This window comes from Candidatus Electronema sp. JM, from assembly GCF_048287415.1.
In the GTDB taxonomy this organism is placed as follows: domain Bacteria; phylum Desulfobacterota; class Desulfobulbia; order Desulfobulbales; family Desulfobulbaceae; genus Electronema.
In genome coordinates this window covers 71,132-88,552 of the sequence record NZ_JBLWEN010000035.1, presented here as the reverse complement: position 1 = coordinate 88,552, position 17,421 = coordinate 71,132, and the positions used below count along the sequence as shown (strand labels likewise).

Annotated in this window: 26 protein-coding genes; 10 read left to right on the top strand and 16 right to left on the bottom strand. The window is 51.5% G+C overall.

Going from position 1 to position 17,421, the window contains the following annotated elements:
• Window positions 1-85 precede the first annotated feature (85 nt).
• The 4 genes from ACNKH6_RS07550 to ACNKH6_RS07535 are packed head-to-tail and all read right to left on the bottom strand — an operon-like array spanning window position 86 to window position 1,616.
• Entirely contained in the window at window positions 86-694 is a 609-nt protein-coding gene (locus tag ACNKH6_RS07550; protein ID WP_417914939.1) for a zonular occludens toxin domain-containing protein, read from the bottom strand.
• A gap of 58 nt (window positions 695-752) precedes the next feature.
• Entirely contained in the window at window positions 753-1,022 is a 270-nt protein-coding gene (locus ACNKH6_RS07545) for a hypothetical protein (RefSeq protein WP_417914938.1), read from the bottom strand.
• A 16-nt stretch (window positions 1,023-1,038) separates the two neighbouring features.
• Window positions 1,039-1,422, bottom strand: coding sequence for a hypothetical protein (locus ACNKH6_RS07540; protein WP_417914937.1), 384 nt, complete (start codon window positions 1,420-1,422; stop codon window positions 1,039-1,041).
• Window positions 1,423-1,424: 2 nt separating this feature from the next.
• Window positions 1,425-1,616 carry a hypothetical protein gene (locus ACNKH6_RS07535; protein WP_417914936.1) on the bottom strand — a complete coding sequence of 64 codons (192 nt, stop codon included), beginning with the start codon at window positions 1,614-1,616 and terminating at the stop codon, window positions 1,425-1,427.
• Window positions 1,617-1,633: 17 nt separating this feature from the next.
• On the opposite strand from ACNKH6_RS07535, the gene ACNKH6_RS07530 reads away from it, so the two are divergent.
• A complete protein-coding gene (locus tag ACNKH6_RS07530; protein ID WP_417914935.1) occupies window positions 1,634-1,855 on the top strand; it encodes a hypothetical protein in 222 nt (73 codons plus the stop codon).
• Here the strand turns inward: ACNKH6_RS07530 and ACNKH6_RS07525 are convergent.
• Together ACNKH6_RS07525 and ACNKH6_RS07520 are read right to left on the bottom strand one after the other, a co-directional pair.
• On the bottom strand, window positions 1,826-2,200 hold the full coding sequence (locus ACNKH6_RS07525; RefSeq protein ID WP_417914934.1) for a hypothetical protein: 375 nt from the start codon (window positions 2,198-2,200) through the stop codon (window positions 1,826-1,828). The genes ACNKH6_RS07530 and ACNKH6_RS07525 overlap by 30 nt on opposite strands.
• 2 nt (window positions 2,201-2,202) lie before the next feature.
• The gene (locus ACNKH6_RS07520) at window positions 2,203-2,532 is read right to left on the bottom strand and encodes a hypothetical protein (protein ID WP_417914933.1); all 330 of its coding nucleotides are present in this window, start codon (window positions 2,530-2,532) and stop codon (window positions 2,203-2,205) included.
• Between the two features lie 138 nt (window positions 2,533-2,670).
• Here ACNKH6_RS07520 and ACNKH6_RS07515 point away from each other — a divergent pair, with 138 nt between their 5' ends.
• From ACNKH6_RS07515 to ACNKH6_RS07500, 4 genes are read left to right on the top strand one after another with little or no spacing between them, the layout of a single operon-like run.
• Window positions 2,671-3,075 (top strand): helix-turn-helix domain-containing protein, encoded by a 405-nt coding sequence (locus tag ACNKH6_RS07515; RefSeq protein ID WP_417914932.1) that lies wholly within the window; start codon window positions 2,671-2,673, stop codon window positions 3,073-3,075.
• Between the two features lie 12 nt (window positions 3,076-3,087).
• Window positions 3,088-4,002 (top strand): hypothetical protein, encoded by a 915-nt coding sequence (locus tag ACNKH6_RS07510; RefSeq protein WP_417914931.1) that lies wholly within the window; start codon window positions 3,088-3,090, stop codon window positions 4,000-4,002.
• Between the two features lie 13 nt (window positions 4,003-4,015).
• Complete coding sequence (locus ACNKH6_RS07505; protein ID WP_417914930.1) at window positions 4,016-4,192, top strand: hypothetical protein; 177 nt, start codon at window positions 4,016-4,018, stop codon at window positions 4,190-4,192.
• Complete coding sequence (locus ACNKH6_RS07500) at window positions 4,185-4,616, top strand: type II toxin-antitoxin system VapC family toxin (RefSeq protein WP_417914929.1); 432 nt, start codon at window positions 4,185-4,187, stop codon at window positions 4,614-4,616. The genes ACNKH6_RS07505 and ACNKH6_RS07500 overlap by 8 nt, the downstream gene beginning before the upstream one ends.
• Window positions 4,617-5,223: 607 nt before the next feature.
• On the opposite strand, the gene alr is transcribed toward ACNKH6_RS07500, so the two are convergent.
• On the bottom strand, window positions 5,224-6,384 hold the full coding sequence (alr, locus tag ACNKH6_RS07495; protein ID WP_417914928.1) for an alanine racemase: 1,161 nt from the start codon (window positions 6,382-6,384) through the stop codon (window positions 5,224-5,226).
• Window positions 6,385-6,406: 22 nt separating this feature from the next.
• On the bottom strand, window positions 6,407-6,853 hold the full coding sequence (locus ACNKH6_RS07490) for a hypothetical protein (protein ID WP_417914927.1): 447 nt from the start codon (window positions 6,851-6,853) through the stop codon (window positions 6,407-6,409).
• 157 nt (window positions 6,854-7,010) lie between these two features.
• Here ACNKH6_RS07490 and ACNKH6_RS07485 point away from each other — a divergent pair, with 157 nt between their 5' ends.
• Window positions 7,011-7,352: a hypothetical protein gene (locus ACNKH6_RS07485; protein ID WP_417914926.1), complete on the top strand. Its 342-nt coding sequence runs from the start codon at window positions 7,011-7,013 to the stop codon at window positions 7,350-7,352.
• 90 nt (window positions 7,353-7,442) lie between these two features.
• Here ACNKH6_RS07485 and ACNKH6_RS07480 read toward each other — a convergent pair whose 3' ends face one another.
• The 8 genes from ACNKH6_RS07480 to ACNKH6_RS07445 form a co-directional block, all read right to left on the bottom strand.
• On the bottom strand, window positions 7,443-8,000 hold the full coding sequence (locus tag ACNKH6_RS07480) for a DUF1566 domain-containing protein (RefSeq protein WP_417914925.1): 558 nt from the start codon (window positions 7,998-8,000) through the stop codon (window positions 7,443-7,445).
• A 46-nt stretch (window positions 8,001-8,046) separates the two neighbouring features.
• Window positions 8,047-9,135: a DUF1566 domain-containing protein gene (locus tag ACNKH6_RS07475; RefSeq protein WP_417914924.1), complete on the bottom strand. Its 1,089-nt coding sequence runs from the start codon at window positions 9,133-9,135 to the stop codon at window positions 8,047-8,049.
• Window positions 9,136-9,233: 98 nt separating this feature from the next.
• Window positions 9,234-10,580, bottom strand: coding sequence for a 3-dehydroquinate synthase (aroB, locus tag ACNKH6_RS07470; protein ID WP_417914923.1), 1,347 nt, complete (start codon window positions 10,578-10,580; stop codon window positions 9,234-9,236).
• Entirely contained in the window at window positions 10,580-10,834 is a 255-nt protein-coding gene (locus ACNKH6_RS07465) for a DUF4160 domain-containing protein (RefSeq protein WP_417914922.1), read from the bottom strand. The genes aroB and ACNKH6_RS07465 overlap by 1 nt, the downstream gene beginning before the upstream one ends.
• A gap of 2 nt (window positions 10,835-10,836) precedes the next feature.
• On the bottom strand, window positions 10,837-11,496 hold the full coding sequence (locus ACNKH6_RS07460; RefSeq protein WP_417914921.1) for a hypothetical protein: 660 nt from the start codon (window positions 11,494-11,496) through the stop codon (window positions 10,837-10,839).
• Window positions 11,497-11,709: a hypothetical protein gene (locus tag ACNKH6_RS07455; RefSeq protein WP_417914920.1), complete on the bottom strand. Its 213-nt coding sequence runs from the start codon at window positions 11,707-11,709 to the stop codon at window positions 11,497-11,499. It abuts the gene before it with no gap.
• Window positions 11,696-11,968, bottom strand: a complete 273-nt coding sequence (locus ACNKH6_RS07450) for a BrnT family toxin (RefSeq protein WP_417914919.1) — start codon at window positions 11,966-11,968, stop codon at window positions 11,696-11,698. Before ACNKH6_RS07450 ends, ACNKH6_RS07455 begins: the two co-directional genes overlap by 14 nt.
• A 98-nt stretch (window positions 11,969-12,066) precedes the next feature.
• Window positions 12,067-12,993 (bottom strand): manganese-dependent inorganic pyrophosphatase, encoded by a 927-nt coding sequence (locus ACNKH6_RS07445; protein ID WP_417914944.1) that lies wholly within the window; start codon window positions 12,991-12,993, stop codon window positions 12,067-12,069.
• 247 nt (window positions 12,994-13,240) lie between these two features.
• Between ACNKH6_RS07445 and ACNKH6_RS07440 the strand changes: the two genes are divergently transcribed.
• From ACNKH6_RS07440 to ispE, 4 genes are all read left to right on the top strand, one after another.
• Window positions 13,241-14,224, top strand: a complete 984-nt coding sequence (locus ACNKH6_RS07440; protein ID WP_417914918.1) for a hypothetical protein — start codon at window positions 13,241-13,243, stop codon at window positions 14,222-14,224.
• A gap of 88 nt (window positions 14,225-14,312) precedes the next feature.
• Window positions 14,313-14,636, top strand: coding sequence for a two-CW domain-containing protein (locus ACNKH6_RS07435; RefSeq protein ID WP_417914917.1), 324 nt, complete (start codon window positions 14,313-14,315; stop codon window positions 14,634-14,636).
• Complete coding sequence (locus tag ACNKH6_RS07430; RefSeq protein ID WP_417914916.1) at window positions 14,636-16,519, top strand: protein-disulfide reductase DsbD family protein; 1,884 nt, start codon at window positions 14,636-14,638, stop codon at window positions 16,517-16,519. The genes ACNKH6_RS07435 and ACNKH6_RS07430 overlap by 1 nt, the downstream gene beginning before the upstream one ends.
• A complete protein-coding gene (ispE, locus tag ACNKH6_RS07425; protein WP_417914915.1) occupies window positions 16,516-17,409 on the top strand; it encodes a 4-(cytidine 5'-diphospho)-2-C-methyl-D-erythritol kinase in 894 nt (297 codons plus the stop codon). The genes ACNKH6_RS07430 and ispE overlap by 4 nt, the downstream gene beginning before the upstream one ends.
• Window positions 17,410-17,421: the final 12 nt, after the last annotated feature.

Here is a 17,421-nt window from a genome sequence, read left to right as displayed (position 1 = left end):
TCTTCTGCATTGGAGATCAGCGCGGCGCAGAGTACAATGCCGATTCAGGCAGAGGATGTCAGGGAGCAATTGAGATTATGTTATTTCATGATTTATTCTGTAAAAAGGAACTGATTTGTTTTATCGTCCGATAAATGGAGTATATGGAAACATCAAGAGAATCTAATCTGAAGTTGCGACTTTGAGATTCAAGACCAAACTCGAGATAAACTGTATCAACAGCATATTTTCTTATTCTGTAAACCTTTCCAATGAATGGAAATGAAAAAAGTGAAAACCGAAAAAGAAAAATCGGATTCACTGACTTATGAATTGCGCTATCAACGGCGGAGTGATGGAAGAAACTGGCTATGCGAGTTTGACTTTGTCCGATCAGGATCAATTCTGTCCCGGAAAAAAGATGCTGGTGAAACCAGATATCAAAAAAAGCATCTCTGTCTATTTCGCTGACAAGGTGGTCAAACTCATCTATCACAACGAAAGAGCCTGGCTTTATATGACGATAGAATTCGGAAAGATTCGGCAGGCTATTTGCTTCTGGAGATGATTCACCAGGAACAAATGAAAACACATCGTTAGAAGTGTCGCGGATATTGGTGAAAGTTTCTCTGCCTTTTTGATGTTTGCTAATAAGGAGAGAATACGCATGAAGTGTTTTGCCAGTACCGGCGCGACCGGTGAAGATTGTGATCATTTACCTGTCTCCTTTGTCTCTTGCATGGCGGCGTTGGGCTGGTGTTGGGTTGGCATGGTCATTTTCCTTCTTTAGGAGAAACCACACATTCAGTCTGAAACGATCCAGACGAGAGTACAGAACGCAAATTAACATCAACACTGACTTTGAAAGAGCCACCGTTTCTAAGACATTCAGCCCGTGCTCTATCAATAGAACGTGAAAGTTCTAATCTTTTTTGCTCACGTACATGTTCATCATATTCTGGATCGCAACCAGCAAGCAGCAGGACGGCGAGAGCAGCGACGGCGATTTTCATGGCGGCGTTGGGATGGTGTTGGGTTGGCATGGTCATTTCTTATTTATTAAAAAAAATCTATTATTCCTAATATTCCACAAGTCATACAAATAAACGCAAGAGTCAAATGAAATATTAAAATACGATTAAAAAATTCTTTATATTTTCTTTGAAATCCTGAAACTTTCCAGCACCAAGCCTTTTTCGCGTCTTCAAAAGTAGAAAACACGTCAGAGCGAAGTTCAAAATTACAGAAACTACATGGCTTATGAAGACCAACTGATATATCGCCCTGAACGAGCCAACCATTTAATTGACCATCGAAAACCCGAGAAACCGTTGGATTTGTTCCACAGATCGGACACCGCCCAAAATAGCGGCATTCAGGGGCGGTGCTGGGCGCAGGCGTTGTCTCTTGCATGGCGGCGTTGGGCTGGTGTTGGGTTGGCATGGTCATTTTCCTGAAATGCAAGGCCGATGATTCCATGCTAATATACCGACATCATCAAAATTATTATCCTTGCAGGAAAAGCCAATTTCGCATTCAGGGCATCCAACAAACTCACCACTGATAACAGCAGGAGAGGCACAGAAGGGGCAAGGCTCCAAATGCACAACGGCAGTGCGCTTGCCATAATCAAGCATACGGCGTTGAGCTGGCGTTGGATATGGCGCAGGCGTTGTCTCTTTCATCGCAATATTTGGATTCTAAAGACCAAGATGCCGAAGTTTGCAATAACTCTGGTCATCAACCGTTGACCAGCCACAGCGCGGGCAATAATGATCAGGGGCGGCACTGGGCGCAGGCGTTGTCTCTTTCATGGCGGCGTTGGGATGGTGTTGAGTTGGCATGGTCATTTCTTCTCAAGGAGCAGATACGATGAAGGAAATTCAGCAGGATTTTTGGTGTAAGGCTCCTCAGCGTGGACTGGAGTAAAAGAAACAACACGCCATCCAAGGGAAAGCAGTGCTGGAAGAACCCGAGGCTTTCCTTTTAATTGCCCAAATTCATCCTTCTCGGTTCTCGTTTCCGGGCATTCGTCGCCGAGAAGGCAAGATGAAGAAATCCTCTCAAGCAAAATCACTTTCTGCTGAGGCTGGGCAGCCTCTTTTGGCTGAATAGCTCTTGCGAATATCTCTGAGCTATGGCCGGGAGAGGCGGTGAGCAGGACGGCGAGAACGGCGACGGCGATTTTCATGGCGGCGTTGGGCTGGTGTTGGGTTGGCATGGTCATTTTCCACCATCAAACTGATCGTATTTATTGCAGCGGTCAACAGGGACGAACTTGGTGTCCTTTGTGTAATCAGGATGAACAGAATCCGGGCCTTTCTGGCGGAAGCAAAGTTCACCGTCCTCTTTGTTGCAATAATCGGCAGGAGCGATGGCTGGCTGACCTGCTTTCTGTTCTTCCTCTGTGGTGATGTGGAAGCAGTTGCCAGTGGTCTGACTATGGCCGGGAGAGGCGGTGAGCAGGACGGCGAGAGCGGTGACGGCGATTTTCATGGCGGCGTTGGGCTGGGTGTTGGGTTGGCATGGTCGGCAGCTCAGGTGGCAATCCATTTGATTCTTTGACCTATGTCTGGTATGCTGGTCGGTTGGGAATGAAAATATTTAAGGTCCATATGTTTTTCATATATTATGTATATAAACTATATGAAAAACATATGTCAAGAGGAAAAGTATACAATTATAGTATAGATGATTTTTGAAGAAATACTCAGCCGCGTGAAACGTGAAACGGGTATAAAAAATATTAGCGAGCTTGCAAATTTCTTAGGAACAACACAACCTTACGTGTCCAAGAAGAAAAGCCAAGATGATTTTTCCGTCAAATGGGCTTACCAGATAGCCATCGAATACGGCCTTTCGACCGAATGGATTATGACCGGGAAAGGCCCGAAGAAGCTGGGAGCGACGATTTCTCTAAGCAACGAATATCTGCTGCTGCTGGAGGAATGGCTGAATGAGCTGAAGCTAAATGATCCGAGAAAGGAATACTGGTTTCAATGCACGATTGAAGAGGCTTTTCCAGTATTTAAGGAGTGGATGCGGCGCAAAAAATCCGCCGATCAATATCGAAGAATACCTGAAACAGTTGCGTGAAAGAAACGGACTATGAAGAAAATAATTGGTATTATTTCTGTAACAATTCTTACTTTCAATACGTCTTTGGCAAACGCTTTCAAGTTTGATATCTGGGAATCCGGCATGGATATAAAACAAATAATAATGATAGCAGAAAATAATAATATAAAAATTTCAGGTGGAGAAACTTTGTATAGCTATAATGATAATCTTTTAAATAAAAAGGCAAGTATATCGCTGGAACTAACAAGAGGTGACTACAAATTAATGAGAATTAAAATAAAATGGCAAAATGATTATGAAAACTTTAATGAATTCTATAAAATTTTGATAAAAATTATAGAAGATAAAAATCCTGTCTCAAAAATAAAAAATATAATGCCTATTTTTACACTTATGAATTACAACTGTTTGTATATGCTTGATAAAAACAATTCTGTAGAAATACGTGATCCCGCAACACACCCGTATGTAGAAATGATATACACAGATATACCCCTTGAAAATACAGATAAAAAAAGGAAAGAATGGGACAAAAAGGAATCGCAGAGAAAAGCTGTGCTGCAAGATATCAATAAATTCAACCCTGAAAAAGAAAGCTCTTACAGAGAGCAAGATGCTGATAGCGGAAAAATTCGCAAATGGACTGATGATAGAGGCGTAAATCATTACAGCAACATAGAAAGTGGCGAAAATTCCACTGTGGTGACTATGAAACCTGTCGAGACAGTTCCGCTCAAAGAAATTTTGTGGTATGAAGTGCGTCTAAAAAATGGCAGCAAAATAAAGGCTAAGAAAATAGATCGTGTTTCTAAAGGCGTACTCGCTATTGTGGAAAGAGGAATTAAAACAGAAGTCGCGGATAACAAAATCAGCCAAGTGGAAGAGACCAGCAAAGTTGGAGGTAAAATCCATACTGAGCTGCGTTCACTTGATTCTTTTTAAAGAGGAACGGGCTATGACAGTGAAAGAGAGAATAATGAGCGAGATTGACTCGCTCCCGGATGAGTTGCTGGAACAGGTGCGGAAATACATCGAAGCGGTCAAAGCTGAGGCGGCAGGAAGGCGGCACCGCACGATGCGCCTGCGGGGTCAGTTCGACAAGATGGACATGAGGCAGACCGCCTATGAATAGGATACTGGTTGATACGAACATCCTCGTCTATGCCGTGGACGAGGACTCCATCTTTCATTCTGCGGCGGAGCAGGTGGTGCGGAATTCGGAATATTCCCTCTTCACGACCTCAAAGAATCTTTCTGAATTCCTTGTGGTGCTGACACGCGGCGCGGTTGCGCCTGTGCCTGTTGAGGATGCGCTGCTGCTTCTTGAAGACCTGCTGGAAAACTTCACGGTGCTGTATCCGAGCGGCAGTTCAAGAAAGGTGCTGGAGCAGCTGCTGAAAAAATACAGGCCGAGGGGGCTGAAGATTCATGACTTTGAAATCATGAGCATTGGCTTGGATAATGGTATCCGTAGAGTGGCTACAGTCAATAAGGATGATTTCAAGGCGGTAAAGGAAATTGAGCTGATTGAACTGCCGAAGCGTAATGATTCGTGATCTGAGCAGGCATGGGGCTGCCGCCCCAAACCCTGCTTTCTTTTTTTACAAAAAAAAGAAACAAAAAAAATGGCTCTGGTCTGCGGCAGTCATCCAAAGAAGTCTCAGGTGACGAGGGGAGCAAGACAAGTGCGCTACGCTGTACCATGACGCTGCGGTCAACTGTAAAGACAGCCCCAAAAAAAATGACAAACAGCCGTCATTTTTTTGAGGCACCCAGTCTTGACAGTCGCCCTTGGTCATGGTGGAAAGAGCCTGTGAGAAAAAGGAAGAAAAAGCTCTTCCTTTTTCTCACTTTGAATTAAAACAGGCGGTTGTGCTGTTGGGTTTTCCGTTGGGTCAGCAGCCCAACAACACCCCTCAAAAACAACGGAAAATCAATAGGGTTGTCGGCCTTTCACGCCGACAACACCGGTTCGAATCCGGTTGGGGACGCGATGCAATATCAGGGAGTTAGCTCAAGCGAGCTGACTCCCTTTCTGTTTTTTGCCGCGTTGGGCTTTTTACGCAAAACCCGTCATTACACGTTCTGAGAAAATGAAACCATTCACATAGCTTATCGGTGACCCCAAATTCAAGTTCTTCACGGAACTTACACCTTACGAATTCACGGCCAGATTCGCTCATCCAGCCGCTCATTAATGTAAATCCTCGGCACCCGCTGACTGATGCTGGTCAGCACCTCGTAGCTGATGGTGCCGAGCTGCGCGGCGAGATCGTCCGCAGTGATGATTTCATCGCCCTGCTTGCCGATCAGCACCGCCTCATCACCGTTGTAGGCCTCGCCGCCGCCGATATTGACCACCAGTTGATCCATGCAGATCGTGCCGACCACCGGATATTTTCTGCCGCGCAGCAGCACCTGCCCTTTGTTCGACAGGCCACGTGAATAGCCGTCGGCGTAACCCACCGGCAATGTGACCGCCCGGCAGTTTTCCGGTGCAGTCCACGTTCTGCTGTAGCCGACCGTGCTTCCTTTCAAAATCACCTTGAAATACATCACCTTGGCCCGCAACGACAGGGCGGGCCGCAGCTGCGCCTCTGCCGCAGTGTGCGGTGAAGGATGACATCCGTACAGCATGATGCCCGGCCTGACCATGTCCAATTGACTGTCAGGCAGGCGCAGGATGGCGGCGGAATTGGCGATTTGCAGCAGCGGCTTGGGCGCGTTGTGCCGTTCATAAAACCGAACCGCTTCTGCAAAGCGTTCGAGCTGAAGGCGGGCGAAGCTGAGGTCGTCGCTGTCGGCATTGGCGAAGTGCGAGAACACAGACACCACATTGACTAATTTCTCCGCCTGCAAGGCTGCCAGAAAGAGCTTGTCGGCATTAGAATGCCTGATGCCGATTCGCATCATGCCGGTGTCAATCTTCAGATGAAGATTGACCCGTTTTTTATAAAACGCTGCGGACTCAATGATGAGCTGGAGCGCGTCAACTGAGCCAACTGTGAAATCAATCTGGTTTTCAATGAAGAGGCCGATCTGGAATTTGGAGAACGGCCCGGAGGTGATGATGGGCGTGGTGATGCCCGCCTTGCGCAGCTCCAAGGCTTCTTCAACAAAGGCGGTGCCGAGATAGTCAACGCCTTCTGCCGCCAGATGCGCTCCAATCCGCGTCAATCCGTGACCGTAGGCATTGGCCTTGATCATGGCGATAATCTTGCGGCCCGGAGCTTTTTCCCGCACCACATGCAGGTTGTGGCTGATGCAGGCGAGGTCAACCACTGCGGCGGCGCGGTGGTACAATTCGGCGACAGACAGGGACATTGCGCGGAGAAAAAAGGAAAAATCAGCGGCGGCGCAGCCAGTTCAGCCACTGCGCCCAGCCGTGGCGGCTGGACAGCAGCAAGGCCCAGCCGATGGCGAAATAGACCGCGCCGAGGAGCGGGCCGGGCTTGAAAAAAACGCGCAGCAGGATGCCGCAGCTCATCATCAGGACGACGAGCAGCCACGTTTTCCACGGATAAACCGCGCCAAGGCAGGTGTTGTCGCTGAAGCCCATGATACGGCGCAACGTTTTTTTTGCAGTTTTATCCAGCACCGTCAGCGACTTGGCCGTGCCGATCAGCAGCGCGATGAGCAGCAGGCGCAAGGTCACATGCAGCCCCATCCAGCCGAGGCCGCGTTCCATCAGCATGATGCCAACCGCCGTCCAGATCAACGGCGCGGCAAAAAAATGAATGGAGCGGCTCACCCCCGGCTTCAATTTGTCAGTGATGTTCGGCATGGCGGCCATGAAATTTTTTCGTCAACGTTCTATTTGCCGAAGCAAACTTGCTTTGTCAAGGCTTCATAGTAGCGGCAAATTTTCTTTTGCAAAGATATCAGCTTGCTAGTATAATAAAAAAGGCAGGAAATTTTTTCCAAACAATCAGCCGCAGGAGGATGAAGAAATGGTTCGCAATATACTAATTGTGGTGGTTCTGGCCATAATCTGTGTGCCGTCATGGCAGATCGGCTCGATTATGATTCAGAAAAAATCAATCAGGCAGACACTGCACGAGCACGCCAATAAAATCAAGAAGTACGAAGTTGACATGGTCAAGGATCAGCTCAAGAAAAAGCTGACCGAAATGCAGGTGCCTGCTGAATTCAAGCTGGAGCAAAAAGAACAGTGGAAGATCAAACTCACCTATGTTTACAAGGCATCAGCTGCTGTTTTCGGCCACACCTATTATCAGGTGAATGAGCAGATAGTGGAAGAAACTGAAGACAGCAATTTCTCAAGGGAATAGAAGCCGCAGTTTCCCTTTGTTGGTGTCCGGCATAAAAAAAGCAGCCTCCGAATGGACAGGCTGCTTTTTCTTTCTCATGCTCCAGAAAACTCAGTTACACTCAGGACAGTCGCGGACAAGACGCACACCAGATTTGTTCAGTCGTCCATTGACCATTGTGTTACCATACTGTGTACTAAAATCTATATACCATGAAGAATTAGCTAGAAGCGCATCAACTGCCGGAGAATTAGACCATGCAGTTGCAATTGCGGCTGGAAATGCTGACAGATTGAGAGCTGGAAGCTGGCATTTCTCTTCCACAATGGACTGCAACTCCTTGATATTCGGCAGCCGCCAGCCAGTTTTGTTTGCAAATCCAGAACCGTTGTTTAATGCGTTTTGCGCCGGCGGCAGAGTCAGTGCATCACTCCACGCATAAGAAGTTGTTCCTGACGCTGTACAGGCACCATTGGAATAGGTGAATCCTTCCGGGCAGGATTTCCACATCAGCTTGGTTTTATTATCAGAAACAGTGCCATTTGTTGTATCAACCGTCTTCAGATGACCAGTTGTTGCCGTTATGTTTGCATTACACTGTTGTTGGGCGAAAGAAGGAGCTGCCGCCGCAAACGTGATCATAGCCAGAAACAATACTCGGATATACATTATATTCCTCCAGAATAAGGAAGCATCATGCAACGATTGACGGAGATCAGTTAGCCTTGCGAACCAGCATCACGCTGTTAATATTCACTTTGCCGTACCGGACAGTGCTGCCACTAAGAAAGTTTACCGCCCAAGCATCTAAAGAATTTGAAGCAGCTGGGGTTGAACTCCAGAAAACGGCATTGTTTGTTTTGTCTGAGTTCGCGTTGGTCAGGTTAATATTTGGGAAATAATTCCCTTCAGTCGCAGTATTACTTTTACTGCTGTTGACAAGCCCGGCCAGCTCCTTGATCGTCGGCAGCCGCCAGTCTGCCTTGCCGCACCATGCTGGAGGTGGAGTAGGATTGTTTTCCTCTTGGCCTCTGGCGATCTTAACATAAGCTTGCGTGTTGCTTCCACCATTGTATTCGCCAATATTGCCGCCGTTATTCATTGTTTCTATATCATTATACCACGGACGTTCTTTCGGGTCTGGTATTACTGATGAATTAGGCGGAGTCAGTGGATCAGGGTTGACTTGCCAAATCAGACCAGTGACATTGTCTTTAACAAAAGACCACGGCAATTGAGAATACGGCAAACTTTGATTAGCCAGAGGAGTGCAGTTGTTATCCAGCTTAATGAAGCTGAAGCCTTTATAGCCATCGCTGTCGCTGTTGGTGGCAGCATTAGCATCTCTGCCGAAATCTGCATCCTCCTGACCAGAACTGCCTACTTTGCTGATGATGCCAGTATCATTCAATGTGCCTGAAGCTGAAGGGCACGACATGTTGCTACAGGTGCCAGTGCAGCAATAATTGCCATAACTGCTGCCAGTGCAATTTGCATCTGTAGTACAGGTGTTGACGCACGGATGATTGCTGGTGCATAATCCGCCGCAGCAGTAATTGCCATAGCTGCTGCCAGTGCAATTTGCATCTGTAGTACACGTGTTGACGCACGGGTGATTTGCAGTGCATATCCCGCTACAGCAGTACGCGCCATAGACGCTGCTTGCGCAGTCCGCATTTTGAGAACATTTATCCCTTTTCGCCGCCAGAATCGGTGGCATCTCCAAAGCCAAATTTGCAGCAAAGCTCGCTGACGGCTCGGCGGCAACCACCGCCAGTCCCAGCAGGAACAATACCTTTTTCATAACACATCCTCCTTGATGAAATTTATTTTCATTCATTATAGCACAGAATGAAGGGCTGCTTCAATTTTTTCTTTACCCAAAAAACAGCCGCGTGGCGTTCAGCCAGCTCTCAGCACCGCCGCCACATCCTCTTCCCGCACCTGATCGGTGATTTTCACCGCGCCGACGCGCTCCGGCAGGACATAGAAGACCCTGCCGCCCACCGTTTTTTTGTCGGTGAGCAGATATTTTTTGATCGCCTCGCGGTCAAGATCGGCAGGCATTGCGGTTGGCAGGCCGTAGGCGGCGATCAGGCGGCGGATGCGCTCCGCCTCCGCTGCGGCCAAGCAGCCCGTGCGCACCGCCAAATCCGCTGCCGCGCACATGCCAATTGCCACCGCATAGCCGTGAATCAGCTGGAAGCCGGAAGCCGCCTCCACCGCATGGCCGATGGTGTGGCCGAAATTGAGTATCCGGCGCAGGCCGCCTTCGCGTTCGTCCTGCTCGACCACCCACGCTTTGATTTCGCAGCAGCGGGCGATGAGCTTGGTCAGCACGTCCTGCTGGAGAGCAAAGACAGCTCCTCGGTTTTGCTCCAAAAAAGAAAAAAACTCAGCGTCGTTGATTACGCCATACTTGATGACTTCAGCTAAACCGCCGCGCAGCTCTGCAACGGGCAAGGTCTTGAGCACGTCAGTGTCAATATAGACGGCCTTGGGCTGATAGAAGGTGCCGACGAGATTTTTGCCTTCCGGGATGTCCACGCCAGTTTTGCCGCCGACGGAGCTGTCCACTTGCGAAAGCAAGGTGGTCGGCACTTGGACAAACGGAATACCGCGCAGATAGATTGAGGCGAGAAAGCCGGTGATGTCGCCGGTCACGCCGCCGCCAAGGGCAATGAGGGCGGTTTTGCGGTCAAAGCCGCGCTGGGCCAGTTCGCTGGAGAGCGCGGCGACCGTCTGAAGATGCTTGCTCGCCTCACCTGCCGGAAAGGTGAGCAGCTCGGCTTGCAGGCCCGCTGCGGCCAGTGATTGCATGAAGCGGCTGCCGTACAAGGCCGCCACCCGGTCGTCGCTGATCACGCCGTATTTGCTGCCGATTTTGCGCGTGCGCAAATCAGTGCCGATTTTGTCCAGCAGGCCGGAGCTGATCCGAATCGGATAGCTGCGCTCGCCAAGGCCGACGGTCACTAAGGTTTCTGTCATATTTTGCCCTTCATGCACAAAGTGTCCGTGCTCCCACAGCTCATTGCAGGACAGGTCTATCTCATCATTCCAAGAAACACCGAAGCCGCCTGGATCAACACGCACTTGCTGAAACAGCACCTCGTCGGTCAAAGCACGGAATACTTCGTGCCGTTCTATCATCGGGTTAAGATCATACCGCTTCATCTCGCCGCTCATGAAACGCGCCAGCAGCCGCAGACCGGGCAGAGGAATGATTTCCGCAACTTTGTGGAACAGCATTATTCTAGCGGCGGCAATGCGCTGAACTGCTGAGAATTCCACATTTTCAGCAACGTGCCCTGATGCGTTTTTGTCCACTCCTGCACCAATGCCAGAGCCTTGGGCGGAAGATCGCCTTCCAGCATAGTCAGCGTTTTGATGTCCACTGCCCCCATATATTCACCGTAAACAGCATGGATATGCGGCGGGCTATGCTCTCTTTGCTGAAAATACATCTTAATGACCATTCCATAAAATTTTGCTATCACTGGCATGATTATTTTTCGCAATGTTTAAAATCAGAGAGAACACCTGCAAAGCTGCTGATAATCGCTTTAAGAACTTTCAATATCCTGAAAATATCCTGCAAATCAGCCTGCCGGGTTGCCAAATATCCTTCGCTGATTGAATAGGCGCGTTGCTGAAGTGTCATGAAATGCCAGACCTCGCCTTTCACGTAACAGCCATAAACCGGCAGGCGATGTTGATTGATTTCCTGCGCAACCAGCATGGCCGCAAGCACTTGTCCCGCAGGATCACCTTCCGGGTCTTTTTCTTTTTTATATTCCTGAAGGCAGAAATACGGCTGCTGCGGCTCACGGAAACCAGAAGCAATGATGCCGTCCGGCCTGCCGCCCATTTCAATGCCGTCAACTGTGCCGCTTAAAGGACGTTCCGCAAAAAAATTAAATTCTTTGGTGCTGAATCTGACAAGCGCCATCACCGGGCCGATAAAATTATAAGCCAGCTCGGTTTCATTCCAGTCATACACATGCGCTGCAAGCAGGCTGCGGAATGAATGCAATGCCTCTTGCTCAAAAGGAGAAATTCCAGCCTGACCAGCCAGCCAGCTTTTGAGAACAGGATTGTCATCCGTGAAAGTAAGACTGAAGGTGCGGTCTAATTCAGCTAACGTCCATTCTTTGAAGCTGCGCATTTATGATGCAGAAAAAGATGAACGTCTTGCTATTGCAATCAAAGCATGCAGTGCCTCATTTACTGCCTTTGCATCAGGGAAAACCTGCATGACATCAGGGTCAAGACGGACTAAATCACCAAAGCCATTACGTTCATAGCCAACCCTTCTAACTCTCAATGTTTTCAGATCATATTCCGGCCTCAGCTCATCTTTTTCTTCAACCTTTTTCATAGCCTCTCCTCTCTGCTGGTGTCGCCTCTCTTGCACTGATCAAGCGAATGGAATTGCTGCGTTCCGCATATGAGACAAACAGCAAACGTTTTCGGCAAGATTCTCCGATTATGATATAACGGTTTTCATCATACGAATGATCTGGATCGTAGAAATCCACATATAACGGATCGTTAAAAACCGTTTTAGCTTCTTCAAAACTGACTCCGTGCTTCTCGATATTCGAAACTGCTTTTATCTCATCCCACTCGTAATCCACTTTTTTCTCGTCGCCTGTCGAAGAAACACAAAAGGATCGACGCAGCCGCCGATCCCTTTCATATCACTGCCGGAATGCAGCCCCCGGTTCAGCCTGCATCAGCAGCCGAATGCCTTTTGGAGGTTGGGGATGGTCTGCTTCTTGCGGCTCATCATGCCGGGAATCCACATGGAGTTGCCGCTCATCTTGGTGTTGAATGCGCCCTCGATGATGGAAGCGTCATCAGACAGCACCATCAGCTCGGTGCCCTCTTTGACAACATCGGTCAGCATCAGCAGCACGGTGTGCTGTCCGCCTGCGGCCTTCTTCTCTTTCATCGCATTGTATAGAGCCTCGCGGATGGCCGGGGTGGCCTGATCCAAGGCAGCAAGCTCCAGCTGACCGCAGCCAACAGTCTTGCCCTTCATGTCGAAGTCTTTGTAATCGCGGTTCAGCAAATCCATGGCCGGAACGCCCTCGATGGAGCTTTTCGCCTTCAGCATCTCCATGAACAGCGCGTCAGTGTCCTGCACAGCAGCAATGGTCTTCAGCTCGGCAACGGCCTTCTTGTCCTCGTCGGTGCAGGTCGGGGACTTGAAGTTGACAGTGTCGCTGAGGATGGCGGACATCATCAGACCGGCGATCTTCGGCTGAATAGCCACGCCTTCAACATCATAGAGCTGCTTCAGCACAGTGCCGGTGCAGCCAACTGGCTTGACGTAGCAGAAAATCGGGCTGTTGGTGGTCACATCGCCGATTTTGTGATGGTCAACAATGGCGACGACGTTGTCTGCGCTCAGATTGTCCGGGGCCTGCTTCAGGTCGCTGTGATCAACCAAAGCAACGGTCTTGCCGGTTGCATCTTTCATGATCTCCGGCGCAGGCACGTTGAAGCGGCGCAGCACTGCCTGGGTCTCCGGGTTCAGCTCGCCCTGCATGGATGCAATCGCGTCAGTGCCCTTGGCCTTCAGCAGCTCGGCGTAAGCAATCGCGGCGGTGACGGAATCGGTGTCCGGGTTTTTGTGACCAGTTACATAAACAGCCATCATGTTTTCCTCCTTGAAGGAATGAAAGTATGCAGCAATGTATTGAGGGTGCAGGCACCGCTGAAAACGGCCCCGGTGTGGACTGAAGCAAAATGTTTCTGTACTATTTAGCCCTTTCGGCAGGCAGCGTCAAGGGGAATTCTCCCGCCCCTGTGGCGACCGACGAGTTTTTCTTTGCCGACTTCCGCAGCAATCTGATAGAGTAGAGTTGACCATTCAAAAAAATCCATAAAACAGCAGGAAAGCCATGGCAAGCAGGAAACGCGGGAAGGCGGAGAAAACGGAAAAGAAGCTGACGTTCCAGTCTGTCGCTTTGGGCTGCACCGTGCTGGCGGCGGTGCTGGCCGGAGCCTGGGTTCTTTTTCCTCAAGAAATGAAAGAGGCGGTCAAGCTGGCGGGCAAGGCCGCCGGTCTTCAGCCGCCGGATGAGCCGAAAAAGCCGGAAGCCTCGCCGTTTCCCATTTTGAAGCCGGAGCAAGGCGGAGCCGTGACGGCGCAGACAACGCAAGCGGAGCCGCCGCCGGTGAGCGTCAAGCTGCCTTCAACACAGCCGGAGCTGCCTGCGCTTGTCCCGGCTGGCACCGGACAGCCCGCGCCTTCCTCTCCGCCGATGAGCTGCTCACAGGCGGCAGAAAAGCTGCGCGGTTTTATAGATGGACTGGAGAAAAAGGAATATCTCAAGCAGTTCAATCTCAAGCAGCCGCTGCGCAAACAGTTGGACAGTCTGAAGGACAAGCTGGCCGCCAAACCGCCTGCGGTGGTGCGCGAGACCGATGACCTCTACACGGTGATTTCCAACACTGCCCATTTCTTCCGCGTCATTGGCAAGGACAACATCCAGCTGTTGAAAACGCTGCTGGAGCAGGAGCAGGGAAAAATCGAAGAAATGGTCGCCGCGCTTCATGCCGCCAGCATCGGCCCGGACTGCCCGGCGGACACCATTCAGGTTCCCTTCAGCACGGCCTACGAGTATTCCGTCTTCTTTCTCAACACCATCGGCGGGCGTTCCTATCTCTTCCGGCGCGAGGCTAAGGTGCGTCTGCTGATCAACTATTATGCCCTGCTGCTGATTGACGAGGCGGACAGCAAAAATCTCAATACCCACGGGACCGATATCAGCAGCCTGATTCAGCCGCTGATTCGAGAAATTGAGGCTACTAATCAGCTCGCCCGCAAAGAGGAATATTTGGCCAAGCTGCGCGGTTTGGCGGAACGGCATCCGCTGCGCTGATGCTTGATCTTTGCCCTGACTCCGTTTAGAATGACATCTTCGGAACCAAGCCTGCTTGCCAAACTTCACTTAACCAAAAGAACGGGACATGGACGAGAAAAAGAAACTGAACTGCTGGGAGTTCAAGAAGTGCGGTCGGGAGCCGGGAGGCGCGAAAGTCCATGAGCTGGGAGTTTGTCCAGTGGCTGTCGAGCAGGGAGCGGACGGCGTTCACGACGGCAGCAACGGCGGACGCTGCTGCTGGGTGGTGGCAGGTTCGCTCTGCAAAGGAGAACGGCAGGGCTGCTATGTGGAAAAATTCGGCGACTGCCACAAATGTGATTTCTACGAAGCGGTACGGCGGGAAGAAATGCCGAATTTCAAGTTGGGCATCACCATCCTGAATGAAATCAAGCAGCGGAAGAAAGGCTGATGACCTGTCTTTTTTTCGTTGCGCGGTTCAGGCGGCGCAGCAGTTCGGCATATTTTTTCATAGCGGCTGTTCTGTTTTTAGCGGCGTTCTTCGGCAGGCTGCCGTCCGCCGCCGCTGCGGATGCGGTCAAGACAGCAGTTTATTGGGCTGCTGACCATGCCCGGCCCGGCGAGACAGTCCCGCTGGCCGTTGTGGTTGAGATTGGCGAAGGTTTTCATATCAATGCCGATGCCAGCCAAATCAAACCGTCTGGCTCCTTCCGTCCCTATCCCACCGCGCTGACGGTAAGCCGGGCGGACGAAGGGCTGCGCCCCGAAGCTCCAATTTATCCATCTGCGCAGCCGATGAAAGCCCAATATGCCAAAGACGGGCTGCTGTCCTTCGTCGGGCAGGCGATACTTTATCTGCCGGTGCATTTTACCCAGCAGCTGCAGCCCGATTCGCAGTCCAGCCTGACGCTGGAGTTGAAATACCAAGCCTGCACCGAGAGCCAGTGCCTGCTGCCGCAGACAGCCGTTTTGACGGCTTCTCTCCCTGTTGCCGCTGCCGGGACGGATGTGGCCGCCCGCAATCAGCAGTTTTTCGCGGCCTACGGGCAACAGCGGAAAACTGCGGGCGATGCTGTGCGCTTCAATTTTTTCGGCTGGCATTTTTTCGTCAACGGCTCCTCATGGGCAGGAATACTCGTGCTGCTCGGCACAGCGGCCTTTGGCGGAATGCTGCTCAATTTCACGCCCTGCGTTTTGCCGCTGATTCCGATCAAAATTATCAGCCTGTCCTATGCCGCAAAAAACCGGCGGCAATGCTTCTTTCTCGGCTCGGCCATGTCCTTGGGCGTGCTGACCTTCTGGCTGGCCTTGGGCGGAATGATCGCACTGGCAAGCGGTTTCAGCACCACGAATCAGCTCTTTCAGTATCCGGCCTTCACCATCGGCATCGGGCTGATTATCGGCATCATGTCCTTGGGCATGTTTGATTTTTTTTCTGTCCGCCTGCCGGAATGGCTGTATCTGCTCCATCCTGAGCAGGACACCCTGCACGGCTCTTTCGGACTGGGCATCTTGGCTGCCGTGCTTTCCACTCCTTGCACCGCTCCGTTCATGGGCGCAGCGGCAGCATGGGCCGCAACCCAGCCGCCTGCGGCCACGCTGAGTGTTTTCGCCGCCATCGGCAGCGGCATGGCCTTTCCGTACTTGGCCCTTTCCGCCGCGCCGCATCTGGTGCGCAAAATGCCCCGCAGCGGCCCGGCCAGTGTGCTGATCAAGCAGGTGATGGGCCTGCTGATGCTGTCTGCCGCCGTATATTTTATCGGAGTCGGCGCGGCGACACTGCTTGCCTCGCCGCCGGAGCCGACCAGCAGGCTGTACTGGTGGCCGGTGATGGCATTGTCGTTGACTGCGGGCGGCTGGCTGGCATGGCGTACCTTTCATATTTCCCCCGGACGGCCCTTGAAAGTTTTCTTCATGGCTGTCGGTGTGTTGCTGATAGTGCTTTCCGGGTATGGCGCGATTCATCTCACGGACAGAGGGCCTGTCAGCTGGGTCTATTACACCCCGGAACGGTTCAAAAAAAGCCTTGATGAGGGCAAGGCGGTGCTGCTGCTTTTCACCGCTGAATGGTGCCTGAACTGCAAAGCTTTAGAGCAGGGCGTGCTGGACAGCCCGAAGATTGTCCGCCTGCTGGGCCGCGACGAGATCGTGCCGATGAAGGTGGACATCACTGGCAGCAATCCGCCGGGCAGGGACATGCTGCGGCAGGCAGGCAGCCTGAGCATTCCGCTGCTGGTGGTTTTTTCCCGCAGCGGCCAGCAGATATACAAAAGCGATTTTTACACGACAGAGGAGCTGCACGGTGTGATAACTCGTGCGCTGCGCAAGCAATGACGCTTACTTTCCGCGCTCCGGCCAAGATCAATCTCTATCTGAAGATACTTGGCAGGCGGCCTGACGGCTACCATGAGTTAGACACGCTCATGCAGAAAATCGCGCTGTATGACGAGCTGGAGCTGTCGCTGCCCGACACACCCGGCATCCAGCTCATCTGCCAACATGCTGATTTGCCGGAAGATGAGGGCAACATAGTTTTCCGGGCCGCACGGCTTTTTTTAGAACAAACCGGCAAAGCAGACTTCGGCGTGCGGATCGTTCTGCGCAAGCGCATTCCGCTGGCCGCAGGCTTGGGCGGCGGCTCCAGCGACGCGGCGGCGGTGCTGCGCGGGCTGAATCAGCTCACTGGCGCAGGCTGCACGACCGAAGAGCTGGCGGTGATGGGCCTGCGGCTCGGCGCGGATGTGCCCTTTTTCGTGCAGGAGCATCCTGCGGCGTGGGCGGGCGGCATTGGCGAGCGGCTGGAGCCTGCCGAACCGCTGCGCGGCTGCACCGTGCTCTTGGTCAATCCCGGCATCGCGGTCTCGACCAAATGGGCCTACGAAACTTTTTCGCAAACCGCCGGGAGAATTGCATTGACAGCGGCGGGGAAAAAGTTTAATCTCTCCAATTTTTCAAACGAATCCGGCCTCCCTCTGCGGCGGCGGGCTTTTTTGCCGTCCGACCTGCTGAACGACCTTGAACGGGTCACAGCAGAAAAGCACAGGGTGATCGGCAGGCTGAAGGCGCGGCTTTTAGCTGCGGGCGCGGCAGGAGCGATGATGTCCGGCTCTGGCTCGACCGTCTTCGGTCTCTTCATCGCCGGAACAGAAGCGCAGGCGGAATCCTGCCTGCGGGAATTGCAACAAGAATACGGACAGGCGTACTTGGTCGCTCCGCTGACCTGAAAGCCAACGGCT

Coding starts and splice junctions, on each gene's coding strand:
- ACNKH6_RS07465 (WP_417914922.1), bottom strand. CDS start 10,834: ATGCCAGTGATAGCAAAATTTTATGGAATGGTCATTAAGATGTATTTT.
- ACNKH6_RS07485 (WP_417914926.1), top strand. CDS start 7,011: ATGGTTCGCAATATACTAATTGTGGTGGTTCTGGCCATAATCTGTGTG.
- ACNKH6_RS07505 (WP_417914930.1), top strand. CDS start 4,016: ATGACAGTGAAAGAGAGAATAATGAGCGAGATTGACTCGCTCCCGGAT.
- ACNKH6_RS07545 (WP_417914938.1), bottom strand. CDS start 1,022: ATGCCAACCCAACACCATCCCAACGCCGCCATGAAAATCGCCGTCGCT.
- ACNKH6_RS07540 (WP_417914937.1), bottom strand. CDS start 1,422: ATGCCAACCCAACACCAGCCCAACGCCGCCATGCAAGAGACAACGCCT.
- ACNKH6_RS07475 (WP_417914924.1), bottom strand. CDS start 9,135: ATGAAAAAGGTATTGTTCCTGCTGGGACTGGCGGTGGTTGCCGCCGAG.
- ACNKH6_RS07445 (WP_417914944.1), bottom strand. CDS start 12,993: ATGGCTGTTTATGTAACTGGTCACAAAAACCCGGACACCGATTCCGTC.
- ACNKH6_RS07435 (WP_417914917.1), top strand. CDS start 14,313: ATGGACGAGAAAAAGAAACTGAACTGCTGGGAGTTCAAGAAGTGCGGT.
- ispE (WP_417914915.1), top strand. CDS start 16,516: ATGACGCTTACTTTCCGCGCTCCGGCCAAGATCAATCTCTATCTGAAG.
- ACNKH6_RS07490 (WP_417914927.1), bottom strand. CDS start 6,853: ATGGCCGCCATGCCGAACATCACTGACAAATTGAAGCCGGGGGTGAGC.
- ACNKH6_RS07480 (WP_417914925.1), bottom strand. CDS start 8,000: ATGTATATCCGAGTATTGTTTCTGGCTATGATCACGTTTGCGGCGGCA.
- ACNKH6_RS07430 (WP_417914916.1), top strand. CDS start 14,636: ATGACCTGTCTTTTTTTCGTTGCGCGGTTCAGGCGGCGCAGCAGTTCG.
- ACNKH6_RS07510 (WP_417914931.1), top strand. CDS start 3,088: ATGAAGAAAATAATTGGTATTATTTCTGTAACAATTCTTACTTTCAAT.
- ACNKH6_RS07515 (WP_417914932.1), top strand. CDS start 2,671: ATGATTTTTGAAGAAATACTCAGCCGCGTGAAACGTGAAACGGGTATA.
- aroB (WP_417914923.1), bottom strand. CDS start 10,580: ATGCTGTTCCACAAAGTTGCGGAAATCATTCCTCTGCCCGGTCTGCGG.
- ACNKH6_RS07500 (WP_417914929.1), top strand. CDS start 4,185: ATGAATAGGATACTGGTTGATACGAACATCCTCGTCTATGCCGTGGAC.
- ACNKH6_RS07455 (WP_417914920.1), bottom strand. CDS start 11,709: ATGAAAAAGGTTGAAGAAAAAGATGAGCTGAGGCCGGAATATGATCTG.
- ACNKH6_RS07535 (WP_417914936.1), bottom strand. CDS start 1,616: ATGCTTGATTATGGCAAGCGCACTGCCGTTGTGCATTTGGAGCCTTGC.
- ACNKH6_RS07520 (WP_417914933.1), bottom strand. CDS start 2,532: ATGGATTGCCACCTGAGCTGCCGACCATGCCAACCCAACACCCAGCCC.
- ACNKH6_RS07440 (WP_417914918.1), top strand. CDS start 13,241: ATGGCAAGCAGGAAACGCGGGAAGGCGGAGAAAACGGAAAAGAAGCTG.
- ACNKH6_RS07550 (WP_417914939.1), bottom strand. CDS start 694: ATGATCACAATCTTCACCGGTCGCGCCGGTACTGGCAAAACACTTCAT.
- ACNKH6_RS07460 (WP_417914921.1), bottom strand. CDS start 11,496: ATGCGCAGCTTCAAAGAATGGACGTTAGCTGAATTAGACCGCACCTTC.
- alr (WP_417914928.1), bottom strand. CDS start 6,384: ATGTCCCTGTCTGTCGCCGAATTGTACCACCGCGCCGCCGCAGTGGTT.
- ACNKH6_RS07525 (WP_417914934.1), bottom strand. CDS start 2,200: ATGCCAACCCAACACCAGCCCAACGCCGCCATGAAAATCGCCGTCGCC.